Source organism: Paenibacillus sp. FSL R7-277 (genome assembly GCF_000517965.1).
Classification (GTDB): domain Bacteria; phylum Bacillota; class Bacilli; order Paenibacillales; family Paenibacillaceae; genus Paenibacillus_AQ; species Paenibacillus_AQ silagei.
In genome coordinates, this window is record NZ_ASPX01000055.1 from 42,855 (window position 1) to 56,162 (window position 13,308).

The window sequence follows — 13,308 nt, forward strand, 5'->3', positions numbered from 1 at the left end:
CATAACTCTCCCCATTTCCTTTTATTTTCATTTTAAAAACACCCATTATACAAATATAGAAAATAGTTAAAAGTGGCTATAGCAAACCTACAGTGTCTATAGAAACAGTGCCTGTAGTTATCGATAATAGTAAAATTGTGTAAGTGATAAGTCTAATTCTTGACATAACACAGCTGCAAATAAGCGGCAAGGTGAATATGAAAGCGTTTTATGGTAATTACTCAAAACGGACTTTCATTTTATATACGAGTTTTTCATATACGACTTCTGCTAAAAGTTTAAGGACCGTATAATAGGAAGTGTATATCTTTAAGTCCGTGGAGCTTAATAATTCTAATTTATTTGCTCAGCTATACAATGAATGTGTCGGTAACTCCATTTCACGACCTCCTATTACAGTAAAGTTGTGTATCTATTCCACATGGTTCTTGTAGTTCCCTGCTTTCGTGAATTTATATGCCTAAAGGTACGGGAATATCATGCCTGACCGAAAAAGCAACATAAAAAAGGCCGCCAATTGGCGGCCTTTTCGCTAAGAGTTACTAACCTCAGTTGCCATCTTCATCGTCTGGACCATGTGATATTCTTTCTTCACAATCTCTTCGAGTTTTACGAACGCTTGATTATAAACACGATTATTAGATGCCATCATTTTAATAACTGTCGTTCTGTAAATTTCCCATAAACGACTTAGCTCCATGCTTTGTTCTGCTAACTGCTTATAGAGATTTGTATGGGCCGATTTATCTTCTAGTAACTTAAAAAGCCTGTTATTCTTCTTATGATTCTGTGCAAAAGAACTGCTTCTCAAGGCAAATATGCTAGTTTCGTTTAAATTACCTACAAGTTCTTCGAATTCTTCTACATAATCGGTCAACGCTTTTAGTCCCAACTGATAATGAAGACCATATTGCTCAAGAAAAACGACTTTATCATCCAATAGATTGCTTCTGAGTTCTGAGATAAACGAGTCCTGTACTGAAAAATCATGGTTAAAATTCCTTATCGATCCTTCATGAACAGACACCATTATGAATCTAACTTTTCTGCCGCTTGTAATTAGATATTGGGTAGATTCCATAATGACTTCAAGTGGAGTTAGATAATCGTGCATTCGCCCTGGAGATAAGCAATCTTCAATTACGGTGTATGCCTCCCCACTGGCACTTTTTCCATGAATAAAGGTCGGATGGATAAAATGTATTTTTCCGGCTTCTCTTCCACTAGAATAAAAAAAGCGGTCCACATCGAGAAAGACATATTTCTGCTTGTCTAAAGCGCCTTGAATCATCTCATCCAGGAAAGGGATATCCGATTGCTCAATAAGCTGATCCTCAAAGCGAAGATAATGATAGAGCTGTTCAGTATCATATTGAATCTTCGGCAGCATTAATCCTTGCTGAAGCAAGCTTTCAAAATTGTCTTCGGGGAAGGTCTGGTTGATGAGTTTTTTCCAGTACTGTGTTTTAAAGGTCAGCGGCAGCTTCTCGAACGATGAATGATGACTAATCAGAATCGCCATCAAGTTATTATTGACACAATCAAGCCATATGTCATTATAAGGCACAATCCGATGGGCAGGTGTCACATGGTCAACTCCCTTTGATGAACTCACTGATTAGGTGGATAGCCAGCTCACATCATTTAACGTACCGTCAGGGCGGAGAATCACTTCCTTCGGAAGAGCATGAGACAGAAAATGAATATTGCCGCAGGTTAAGCCATATGCCCCCATATGGGGAAACGCGATCCAATCCCCCGGCTCTAGAGGGGGGAGCATGACGCTGCCTTGCAGCACATCTGCGGGAGTGCACAATTTACCGCAGACATTGTAGGAGATCCGGCCTTCTCCTTCACCGGATTCGTATAGCCTGCGCTCCCCCGCCTTCCAAAGCTGAAGAGGCAGCGGCTGCTTGAAGCTTCGTCCCATCAGGCTGGAAAAAGCCCGGTGATGGGTTCCCCCATCGACAATGGCGAAGGCTTTGCCTCTGGAGAGCTTGGTGTACAGCACTCTGACCGCATAAATCCCCATCGTTGCGGCAATCCGCCGCCCTGATTCTACGAATACCATTTTGAGTTCCAAATCCCGGTTGCGCTCTAACTCCCCGGCAAGATACGCCCCGAAAGCTTCGACAGGAAACGGCTCATCGCCTTCAAACATGGGAACACCGAAACCGCCGCCGAGCCCTAAGCATCGAAGCTGCAGGCCGAATTGGTTTCGCACCTGCCGGGTGAGACCGAACATCATCGGAACGCTCTCCCGGTAAAAGTCGAGGTGAAAATTTTGCGTGCCCTGGTACGTATGCAATCCAATCAGCTCTAGCCCTTCAAGGTTAATGGCGGTTTGCACCGCTTCATTAATTTCACAGTCGTCGATGCCAAATTGGGAGGCAAGTCCGACCGATGACATACGCGAGCCTTTGGCTCCAGTAGACAAATTGACCCTTAACATAACGGGAGCGGCCATACCAAGCGCAACAGCTTCATCGTGAATGACGAATAGCTCGGGGATGGACTCTGCATTAATCGCGTAGATCCCATGGCGAAGCACATGATGAATCTCGTCCGCGCTTTTGCCCGGTCCGGTAAACACGATGCTGTTCGGATTTACCCCGTTAGAGCGGGCAATCTCATATTCCCCCACCGATGCGACTTCGATCGGCGAACCCCAGCCGTTGATGAGACGGCATACCTCCAGATTGGGGTTGACTTTCATGGAATAATATAGCGTCACATCCTTGGGTAAAGCGTCTCGCAGCGAAAAATAATCGGAGGCCAGCTTTCCCTCGTCATATACATAAACGGGTGATCCAAACGGCTCGGCTGCTTCCAGCCAAAAGGGTTGGCCCACTTCCTGCTGATTAGACAGTTGTTGTGAAACCATAGTCATATGACAGCTCCCCTCCATTCCATGATTGCTTCCTCCAGCCCTTGACGGGCAAGCTTCTCAGCTTCATCGTCCACACCCCAGCTCAGAGCCGAGACCCTGCAAGGCCGGATACGGTCTGCCGATTCCCCATCACGGTGGAAACCATACACGAATGCCCCGCCTTGTTCGGCAGAGATCCTTATCGATGCCACCTTTTCGGCAAATTCTGCAAATGTGGCTCCAGGGTGGAGCTTGAAATCATAGGATTGAGTCTCCATTCTAGGAAACCCGCGTTCGAGCAAGTGCTTGCGGATCTTCAGCAAATACGTGACCATGGTCAGACGGGCGTTGATCTCAATAACCGGTATTAAAGTTCCGTCTTCATCCAGTATGGAGTCTACCCCGATGAAACCCTCGTAGCCCCGGGAATGTAAAGATTTCCCTAGCTGTTGCAGCTGTTCGGTATAAGCTACGATCAAGGATTCAGGAAGGTCCGGGTGCAGCCGGCTCCCCCTGTAAACTCCTGCATCCGTAATCCTCTGCTCGGTCATAGCCAGGATCTCGCAATCGGTTCCCCCCAGCCAGAGCTGTGCCGTCAGATGGCGCTCGACCTGATGCCAGCGTTCCACCGTCACCACCGGTTGCCCGCCTCCCCGGGAGATCTGCCTCTGTAAATATGCGAGCAGCGTCTCCAAATCCGCGCCCCGATGGATATGGAACAGCGCTTTGCCGGAAGAACCGTAAGCGGTTTTTACAACCAGCCGGGCTCCAGGATGCCGTCCCTCCAACTCGGCGCAAGTACGGCGGATCGCGTCAAGCCCCTCGCATATCCTGCCGTCGCTGACTGGAAAGCCGATTTCTTCGCATAATTTACGCGTTGCGATCTTGCTGTTCAGTTCCACGGACAATCGGGCTGGCGGGCCGATCCAGCTCCCTCCGTTTTCCTTGAGAAACTGCTCCTCCTGCTCGTCCATCAAGTAAGGAACAGCAATCCGGTGGCGAAACTCACCGGTATATTCAGACCGTGTGCCAATCGCGATGGATGGCATGATGATCTTCTCTTCTTCCAAATAAGCTAGGAATTCAGGATCCGGAGCCTCTTTCAGGAGAACAAGATCATCCCGGTCAGCCAAATAAATCTGGTAGAGATCCATTTGCGAGACGAGCCGGTCTCCGGACGCATTGCTAATTTGGGGTAAGCGAATCGCTTGAGCGGCTTTTCCTTGTTCCCAATTAATATTGGAGTACCAGAGCTTCGGTGCGCGCGTTCCGGTCAGATGCTCCACATAAGGTGCGTTATTCATGTTCCCGTCACCTCCACTTTCTCCGGCTTGAGACCGGACTCCAGCCCTTTAAGCCAGCCTAGCTCCGACTTTAAGATTTGAAAGGGGTTGGCTCCGAACCATTCCAGAGATACCGGGGCCTGGGTAGGGTCCAGGATAAGGCGCTTCATGATGGCTTGGCAGTCCATTTCTCCATCGGCCAAGGGTACGATACCTCTGCGGCTGCCGCTCGGAGAATATATATTGTTAGGAGAGAATACTTCGAGCCATTGCCGGGCTTCCACATTCTTCAGATGGATATTGACAATCCATGGCTTCAAGCGTTCGTAAGCGGCAAGGGGATCAGCGCCCGACTCCCAAATGTGCAGAAAGTCCAAATTCAGCTTCAAGGCAGGGTGGCCGGTTTGCCGGAGCAGTTGAAGTGTGGAATCTAAGCCGTCGGCAGCGGTTCCCGGATGAGTCTCAACCACGGTATAGACCCCTTCCCTCTCTGCTACGGCGCAAAGGATATTTAAACGTTCGGTGCAAAGCTCCCAGTCCTTCTCATCAAGAGATTGACTGCTCAGGCTTCCGGCGAAAATCCTGAGCTTATCTGTGTGGAACGCTTTGGCCGCCTGTACGGTTTCCTGCCATTCCTTAAGTAGAACGTCCATTGGGAGATTCCCCATGAGAGGGATATAATCGCTAAGCATGTTGATTTCGAGCCCGTAGCTGAACATTTCATCCAGCATATCTTCCAGCTCCTGTCCCCGTTGGCGAAGCAAAGCCTTGGCATGCACGCCCCACAGTTCTATACCGTTGAAGCCCGTATCAAGAGCATAACGGAGCAGCTCCCGGAAGGATACCAGCTCGTGCCGAAAAGAAATCGTGCATAGATTATACCGCAGTCAGATCACCGCCTATTCCATTCATCCAGGCTAGGAATTGAAGCTCCGCATCCCGAATTTCCCGCAGTCTGGCAAGAGCCGAGCGCAGCAGCGCTTCGTCCCCGATGTGCTTGCGGTATTTCACAAGCAGGAAATTCAGTGTAGTCCATAACTTCACGATCCCGCTGATCCGGTTCGTCCCTTCCAGCACCTGTCCCTTGTCCATCACGCCCAGCCCGGTAAAGCTCTTCCATATGGAGGAGCGGAGCTTGGTTATGGAAGCAATACCGATCGAGTTCTGGCTCAACCAGTTCGACGTTTGTTCCGGGCTTAAAGCTAGAGATTCCTGCAAATCCCGGGCAAAGCTGTCCAATGCGGCGGTACCCGAACTGTATTGAGAACGGACATACATGTCGTAGTTTCGCTTGGCTGCATAGGCGAAGATATCACGCTTGCCGGGAGACTCGAACCCCTTCCCTTCTAGATCCGGCTGAAGCTCGTAGTAAATGATTTCCTCCTCTCCCGGCTCCGCCGATGCCCGCATAAGCTCTTCACCGGTCAGGAAGCCGTTGAAATCGACAATGGGATCGAATACTCTGAAGGCGTTACGCACTTCATCGAAGCTGTCTGCGAGGATATAATGCTCGAATCCGCTCTCCGCCATGCCCAGCATATGGGGTGGAAAAAAATCCAGATCGGATGGGCGGCATTTCACTACCGCACGGTTCCCTGACTGAACAGACTGCTTTAGCGCCTCAGGTCCAGTTCCCTTGTAGACCAGATGGATGCCGTACAGAAAGGGCAAGCTTTTGTTCAATCGCACATGCTGGCTCGCTGTAATAATGCGCGACACATAATTAACATTCCAGTAATCCAGCAGAAACAGATCAGGGTTGGCCCCGGACCGGTATAAGTGGGTCAGGATGCAGGAAGCTGCACATTCCATCGCCGCCAGCTTCAACATTTCCGGCTTGGCAGCCGGCGTATCCGTATGAGACGTCATCTCTTCATTCTCCTTCTTCATTTGAGGAAATACGGCAGACAAAGGACGGTATTTTGCCGCTGACAGGATCGGCTTCAAGCCTTGAGACGGTTTCTATGGACAATTCCACCGTCTTGCCCGCCGCTTGGTGAAGAAAAGCGGATAGCTTGGTCAGCACGTCCCCGAACTCGCTTGGCGGGGCTTCAGTCGCCAGCGGGACGGAAAAAGAAGTGTACGTATGCTGCACGATCTGAAATTGGCGGACTCCTCTGGCTGCAGCAAGCTCCCAAAAAAACTTGTCCAAATACCGGAAGACGGCAGAATGCACCTGCGCTCCAGGCAGCCGGATCTGGGAGGTTCGGACGGGAAGCAGTTGAAGCAGGAGACGGCCGGTTTCAGGGTCCCTGCGCATACTTCCGATATCCCCTGTCCGGTAACGGACATAAGGCAGACTCTTCATGATCTGCGAGGTGACCAGCACTTCGCCGAATTCCCCCTCCTCTACATGGTGTCCGGAGGCCGGATCGATAATTTCCACATATACGGCGGACTCATCGATTTCCAGTTGGCCGTTCTGGCCTGCGAACGCGATACACCAGAACTCTTCCAGTCCGTAATAGTCTACGCATGGAACGCGGAATACCTCCTCGATCCGTTCTTTCTGGGAGCCATGCAGCGTTTCGCCCCAGTTCTGGGTAAACAGGAGGGAAGACGGCAACGAATATCCCTCGTCACGCATATATTCGGCCAACGCGCAGAGAGCGGAGGCTCTCCCCTGGATAAAATGAGGATCTTCGCTGATCATCAGCTCTGCATAATGTCTAAGAGACCTGGGCTCCGCCAGCAGACGGTTGCTCAGCAGCAGCATCCGGTGCCTGGACGGCAGCCCCCACTTTTTTCTATGCTTATACAGGGTCAGCGAGAGCTTCCATATCTCCTCCGGGGTTTTCACGCAGCGCAGCGGCACTCCGGTAGTTCCCGAGGTGAACGATTCGATCACCCTTCCTACATCGGGATGTTCGAAAAGGGCGCGGTTGCCTGCGATCAAGTGTTTGTCTGTAATCGGCAGCTGATGGAAATCAACGTCCGTATAAGGGTTATAAAACGGATAAGTCCGGCGCAATTCGTCGGCCAGCTCTTGCAAATGGCCCGGGGTGAACACTTTCATGAAGCCACCTTGCGTTCTACTAAATGCAATACGGCCTGGACGCTTCGGAACGATTCCGGGCGAATATCGTCCACATCCAGCTCAAAGCTGAATGTATCCTCCAGGGCCGCCAGAAGCTCCAGGATTTGAATGGAGTCGATTCCCAGATCATCTACCAAGGCATGGTCCAGCTCGACCTCGCTTGTTAGCCTCTTGGCCACAGCGGCTATTGTTTCTCTCACCTTAAAGAATAGATCTTCATGCTCGGTGGACATGCTCTTCCTCCTTCACCATAGATTTCAGGGCTTTGCGGTCCAGCTTTCCGCTGGCGGTTCTGGACAGAGCCGTAACGAAGCGGAATTCTCTGGGACGCAAGGCCGAGGATAACCGCTTTACGCACCAGGCATGCAGCTCCGGGCTGCTGACAGGCTCTGTGGAAGCTTCGGATACGACCACGGCAATCAGACGATGTCCCCATTGAAGGTCTTCTACGGCCGACACAGCAGCGTCCGCCACCCCAGGCAAGCTTAATAGGACGCTTTCGACCGCTTCCGGGTACACCGTATGTCCCCCGACAAGGAGAGCGTTATCGGTCCGCCCGGTCAAGTGCAAATATCCATCCTCGTCCAGATAGCCGGTATCCCGGGTATGCAGGCCAAGGGGGCCTAGGATCTCGCGGGTGCGATCCGGATCGTCATAATAGCCGATCATCACATTCGGCCCGCGAACGACCACCTCTCCACTCTCCCCTGTTGCCGCCTCCCTTCCGTCCTGAACGATGGCCAGCTCGACGCCGTTAATGGGTATTCCGGCGGATTGCGGCTTCGTCCTCAACTGCGCATAGGGCAAATATGAGACGCGCGGGGATGCTTCGGTCAGTCCATAGGAGGGCGTCAGCCGCACGTGAGGCAGACGGTCAGCCAGACGAAGCAGCATGACGGCAGGCATCGGGCCGCCGACAATGAGCATCTGCCGGAGCGTGAGCAGATCCTCCGCCGACCATTTGGCGGAATGGATTAGAGGCAGGATCGCAGATGGTACAGTACATAAGAAGGTCACCTTGTTCGTACGGACGCACTGGATCATCTCGAAGGGATGCACGAAGCCCCCGCTTAGCACAAGATTGGCTCCGGAGGCCATGGCGGCAAACCATTCCCCAACAATGGTCGAGCAGTACCCCAGTGACTTCGAGAGCAGAACGATGTCCTTGTCGCACAGAGACGTGTAGTCCAGGATTGCGTCCACATTGGACAGCATGTTGTGGTCGCTCAGCATGATACCCTTCGGCTCTCCCGTCGAACCGGAGGAGAGGAATATCATACGCGCGGCCTCTGGCGGCGTGTACCGGCGTATCGGCCGCGGAGCGGAGCCGATTCCTGCAACCGGTCCGCTTGCCATACCTGCATACAGGCAGAATGCCAGCTCTTCCCCTTGCATGTTCCATTCCGCAAGGATTGGAAGATTCTCTTCCGAGACGAACACAGCTTCGGGTTCAAATTTGCGGATGAGGCGAAGCATGTCCTGTCCCGGCATGTAGCTGTGGATGGGGAGCGGAATGCCTCCCGCCAAAATGACGGCCCCGATGACAGCCAGACACTCCGGCGTCGGAGCCATCCAGACGGCCCCGATAAAATTCGGACGCAGCTGCTCCTGCTTCAGCCGTTCAGCGAGCAGGTCCATGCGGTTTCCGAGTTCCGCATAACTTGTCCAATCGGACTCGCCGCTTCGTGCCGCGTAAGTGATTCCCCGGTCATGCCTTCGTGCACGTTGAAACAATTCCCTGAGGGTGCCTGTGCCATTCATGCCGTAACCCCCTCTTTATGAGATGCCTGTCCGGCCACAGATGTATCGCGCTCGAAGGTCGATGCCATAGCATAATACTCAGGCGATTGCTTCATGAGCTCTTCGTGGTCGCCTTCCGCCACCAGACAACCGTTCTCCATCACCAGAATACGGTCCGCGTTCATAATGGTTTGCAGGCGATGGGTGGCTACCAGAACCGTCTTGCCCGCCATGGCGTGGCGTATGGAATTCATGAGTTCACTCTCCGTAAGCTGGTCCAAGGCGGAGGTCGGTTCGTCCAGGATAAGAATATCGGGATTATGCAAGAGGGCACGCGCAATAGCCAGCCTCTGCCGCTGTCCGCCAGACAGCTGGAAGCCTTTATGGTCAATCTTCGTGTGGAGTCCTTCAGGCAGTTGATCCAGCAGAGAGCCGAGCCGCGCATTCAGGGCTGCTTGCAGGATCATCTCCTCCGTCGCGTCCAGCTTCCCGACAGCAATATTTTCCATAAGGGTACCCCGGAACAAGTAAGGCTCCTGGAACACGATGCCAACCTTGCGGCTGATTGCGCTGCGGGTCATCTCCTCCAGATTCTGTCCGCCGATACGAATTTCACCTTCGAGAACGGGCATCATCCCGATAAGCGCCCGGAAAAGGGTGGATTTCCCTGCCCCGCTTCGCCCGACGAAAGCATATACCTTGCCCGGAGACAGCGACAGGGATAGATCCTTCAAGATTTCCGTTCCACCGTACCCGACGCGCAGACTGCTCACCTCAATATCGGATGGCGTTGCTTCAAGCTGAGGCTCCCTTGCAGGCGAAGCCTGCTTCCTCTCATTTTCCGAATAGAGATCGATCGGGGTCTGGATGAATTGCTCGATTCTGCCCATTGCAACTTCCGCGCCTTGAAGCTCTCTGAAAAAGTTGTTAATCTGCTGTACCGGATTCAGAGCGTTTTGCAGATAGGTTACGGAAGCAACCATCATGCCAACGGTCAACATTTGGTGGAGCACCTGATAGCTGCCGACCCAATAGATGGCAGCCAGGATCAGGCTAATCACGAAACCACTGATTTGAAACGACATAACGGCATACAGCGTTTCCCGAGTGCTGGCCTTCACCAGCCCCTTGTACATCGTTTCATTCCGCTTCCGTTCCCATCCCTCTAGTCCTAAAGCCCGGATTTCCTGCGAGCTTTCGATCGCTTCATAGAGATAGGCTCCGATCTCTTCATTGTGGGTTCGAACGTCGGACGAATAACGCACCACAGCGTTGCGGAACAGCCCTGGCACCCATAAGAGGAAGGGGATACTAAGCGTCGCAACGATGCCAAGCCGCCAGTCCATATAGAACAGGATTCCGAGGGATATCAGCATCATAAACAGCTGTGAGGTAATCTCGACCAGAATGTGGTTGAGGAAATTACCCATCGTAGCTGTATCCATCCCGAGCAAGGCCGTGAATTTCCCGGGTCCATGCTTCTGAATCTCCGGAATGGGAATCTGCCGGACATGCTTCAACAGCTCGTCCCGGATATCCAGCATATTACAGATGCCCAGATAGCGGAACAGACCTACCCGGATAAACAGGAACACGATGGAGAGAACACCTATTCCCAAGGAAAGGCTAAGCAGCGGGACAATCAGGTCACGGTTTCCTTCAATTAGCACATGGTCGATCAGATAGGCGAAGATTAAGGGCTGAAGCATGACGAGTCCCAATTGCAGGAACGTGCAAGCATAAGCGATCAAGGTTAAATTCCATTTGATCTTCACGTAGGGAGCAAGACGTCGGAAGAGTTTAAACGTGTGCATGATGGTTCCTCCCGGCAAAATGTTGAATAAGCGGCTTCACCCTGCGCATCCATTCCTCCGTGTCACCGGGCGGCTGCCAATCCAGAACCGACAGCGACGATTCACTCAAGCAGCCTGTCGCTTCCAATAAGCTGCAATGATAGATTTCGTTCAGCGTTCTCATAGAAGCTTCCAGCAGGGCGGTCTCCTCCGCCTCACCCGCTATCTGTCCAAGGGGAGCATTCAGGAGCCTCCTGATCTGCGGCATGATGGTTCGATAGTCGTACATTAGAGCGTTGCGCCGCGCGCCTTGCGAGAGATTGCCGTGAAACTTCTCATCCAGCAGAACCTCGGTGCAGCAGCGAACCAGCTCGTCCAGATCGATCTTAGGATGTTCACCGGACCAGTCTACCTGGACAAAGGAACCGTCCTCGCCGTCAACAAGCAGCTCCCGGAAACCGTCCCAGTTGGTGCAGACCACAGGAAGACCGTGGGCTTTCGCTTCCAGGAGGTTGAAGCCAAACGTCTCTCCCGGATCGGTGGAGAGGTTGACCAGAAGCCTGGATTCCCGGAACAGGCGGTCTTTCTCACTCCCGTGGACGGGACCTGTAAATTCCACGGCTTGCTCCAGTCTATATTTCGCTACGATGGCTTCAAGCCGTTCTTGATACCGGTCAGCTTCCTGCACAGCCCCCGTATATTCTCCGGCAATCGTCAATACCGTGTCCGGGACACGCTGCTTGATTTCCGCCATAGCCTCTAAGAGCACATGAATGTTCTTTACCTCTTCCAGCCGGCCGATGGATAGCAGACGTTTACTAGCAAGCGGCCGAACCGGCTCCGCAGCCAGCAAGGTGTCGATGCATAACGGAATCTTATGGGCATGCGCGTACCGGGGGGAGATATTCACCAGCGCCTGTCTGCAAGATTCCGTACTGGCAAGCAGCACATCCTGTTCGGTAATCCAAGGCGCACAGGACAGCCAGGTTGTCAGCCAACGGGCGGATGCGACGGAATGGGCGATAACCATGAAGCGAAGCGGAAGCTTGGCGAAGCTCCGAACCAGCATCAGGAAAGGCATGAAATAAGGAGCGTTCACATAAAGCGTATCGATTCCGTATTCTTCGCATAAGCGGGCCAGCCGCTCCGATGCTTGCGGAAGCGAAGACATCGGCTGCTTGGAGAACTGGCGAAGCGAACCCCCGAAGATCTTGGCAAAACGTACCGGCGGAATGCGGACCAGCTCCGTATATTCAGCCAGATACCCTGTCCATTGGTCATCAATCACCCGTTCGTTCAACCGGGGGGAATGGCCATCGAAGCAGCCCACCCTGGGTCTGTACTCAGCATGCAAATCGAGGTTTCCAGCGGTGATAGACATCGGTCAATTCCTCCTTCAGCTGTTGCTCCGTCCTGTGCAACTGCTCCACCTTATCCACCAGCAGTCCGATTTCTCCGGTTCGTCCCGGCATGGACGTACGGATCACCAGGTAAGCGAGCGTACTCCACATTCTTATGAAGCCTTCCAGCTGCTCCTGATACAGCTCCGTACCTTGATTAAGCGCTTCCGAAAAATATTGATACAGCAGCCCGTAGCTGTATTTGCGTTTGGCGAGGATGCCTAGCTGGGATACAGCATCCTTCAAGGCCCCGGGCGGATACATATCGGGCGACTCCACCGTCTGCATAATCCTCCGCCTCACCGTGCCGGTTAGCGACCATTCACCCGGATCGGTCTCGATCGTATCCTCGAAGATTCTCGCCACCTCGTGAGCGTCCGGCGCATGCAGCCATTCGGGATGAAGCAGCAGTCCCCCGCCCAGCTCATTGCTCAGAAAAGCATCGTGTACATGGCTCGCGGCCACTAATCCTTCCCACTCAAAATAGCGGTCGTATACCATGAATTGACCGCCCCGCATTCCGTGTACGATGACAAAATGGGGCTGATGCATGGTTTGAAACGTTCTTTTTTGATAAGGCATATGAAACAGGTCAAGCTGTACCAAAACTGGAAGCTCCGGATGACGCCGCAGGACCTCCAGGAACTTCTTCAGGTTGATGAGCTTTTCGGCCCCGTAATCATACCACTCCACGGCCCCTTCCCCGTACAGACGGGTGAACAGCTGCAAATATTCGGACGGGGTGATGTCCGCTGAGAAATAGGTCAGCTTGCCGTCCTCCGTAACGCTGAATGGCGCGTCCCAAGCACCGATATAGAGCGGACGTTCATCCCATCCGGCTTGCTCCAAGCCATAACCGAGTCCGTTCAGAAAGCAATGGGCTTGTTTCACATCAAACCTCGGTTTGAACGGCCCGTTTGGCCAATATGCGCTGTGAGATCAAGCGCGCGGTGGCGAAGTTCTCCTGCAGAAGCTCGTCGTCCTCGTAAAAAATCTCGTACTGCTGTTCAATCTGCATCATCAGGTTGACCAGCAGCACCGAATCCACGCCTGCATCCTCCAATGGGGCGTCCCCATTCAATTCCTCCGCCAGCTCCGGTCTGGAGGTCAAATCGGCCACCCGGTCAATCACGAATTGTATGATATCCTGTTCATTCACGTTCATCATCATATCCATCCTTTTCTA

Annotated in this window: 12 protein-coding genes; all 12 read right to left on the reverse strand. The window is 52.5% G+C overall.

Going from position 1 to position 13,308, the window contains the following annotated elements; translation table 11 throughout:
- Positions 1–532 precede the first annotated feature (532 nt).
- Genes C173_RS17145 through C173_RS17200 form a run of 12 tightly spaced genes read right to left on the reverse strand, consistent with a single transcriptional unit; the run spans position 533 to position 13,287 of the window.
- On the reverse strand, positions 533–1,615 hold the full coding sequence (locus C173_RS17145) for a hypothetical protein (protein WP_235191924.1): 1,083 nt from the start codon (positions 1,613–1,615) through the stop codon (positions 533–535).
- A 3-nt stretch (positions 1,616–1,618) separates the two neighbouring features.
- Positions 1,619–2,890 carry a hypothetical protein gene (locus tag C173_RS17150; RefSeq protein ID WP_036726735.1) on the reverse strand — a complete coding sequence of 424 codons (1,272 nt, stop codon included), beginning with the start codon at positions 2,888–2,890 and terminating at the stop codon, positions 1,619–1,621.
- Positions 2,887–4,173, reverse strand: coding sequence for an ATP-grasp domain-containing protein (locus C173_RS17155; RefSeq protein WP_036726737.1), 1,287 nt, complete (start codon positions 4,171–4,173; stop codon positions 2,887–2,889). The genes C173_RS17150 and C173_RS17155 overlap by 4 nt, the downstream gene beginning before the upstream one ends.
- Complete coding sequence (locus tag C173_RS17160; RefSeq protein ID WP_036726738.1) at positions 4,170–5,039, reverse strand: sugar phosphate isomerase/epimerase family protein; 870 nt, start codon at positions 5,037–5,039, stop codon at positions 4,170–4,172. The genes C173_RS17155 and C173_RS17160 overlap by 4 nt, the downstream gene beginning before the upstream one ends.
- Positions 5,029–6,021 carry a hypothetical protein gene (locus C173_RS17165; protein ID WP_036726740.1) on the reverse strand — a complete coding sequence of 331 codons (993 nt, stop codon included), beginning with the start codon at positions 6,019–6,021 and terminating at the stop codon, positions 5,029–5,031. The genes C173_RS17160 and C173_RS17165 overlap by 11 nt, the downstream gene beginning before the upstream one ends.
- Positions 6,022–6,025: 4 nt before the next feature.
- Positions 6,026–7,168, reverse strand: a complete 1,143-nt coding sequence (locus tag C173_RS17170; RefSeq protein WP_036726741.1) for a phenylacetate--CoA ligase family protein — start codon at positions 7,166–7,168, stop codon at positions 6,026–6,028.
- Positions 7,165–7,422: an acyl carrier protein gene (locus tag C173_RS17175; protein WP_036726742.1), complete on the reverse strand. Its 258-nt coding sequence runs from the start codon at positions 7,420–7,422 to the stop codon at positions 7,165–7,167. The genes C173_RS17170 and C173_RS17175 overlap by 4 nt, the downstream gene beginning before the upstream one ends.
- Positions 7,406–8,950 (reverse strand): class I adenylate-forming enzyme family protein, encoded by a 1,545-nt coding sequence (locus C173_RS17180; protein WP_036726743.1) that lies wholly within the window; start codon positions 8,948–8,950, stop codon positions 7,406–7,408. Before C173_RS17180 ends, C173_RS17175 begins: the two co-directional genes overlap by 17 nt.
- Entirely contained in the window at positions 8,947–10,743 is a 1,797-nt protein-coding gene (locus C173_RS17185; RefSeq protein WP_036726747.1) for an ABC transporter ATP-binding protein, read from the reverse strand. Before C173_RS17185 ends, C173_RS17180 begins: the two co-directional genes overlap by 4 nt.
- The gene (locus tag C173_RS17190) at positions 10,730–12,103 is read right to left on the reverse strand and encodes a glycosyltransferase family 4 protein (protein WP_051478123.1); all 1,374 of its coding nucleotides are present in this window, start codon (positions 12,101–12,103) and stop codon (positions 10,730–10,732) included. The genes C173_RS17185 and C173_RS17190 overlap by 14 nt, the downstream gene beginning before the upstream one ends.
- Positions 12,066–13,013, reverse strand: coding sequence for a DUF6005 family protein (locus tag C173_RS17195; protein ID WP_036726749.1), 948 nt, complete (start codon positions 13,011–13,013; stop codon positions 12,066–12,068). Before C173_RS17195 ends, C173_RS17190 begins: the two co-directional genes overlap by 38 nt.
- A 1-nt stretch (position 13,014) precedes the next feature.
- Complete coding sequence (locus C173_RS17200; RefSeq protein ID WP_162174698.1) at positions 13,015–13,287, reverse strand: acyl carrier protein; 273 nt, start codon at positions 13,285–13,287, stop codon at positions 13,015–13,017.
- Positions 13,288–13,308: the final 21 nt, after the last annotated feature.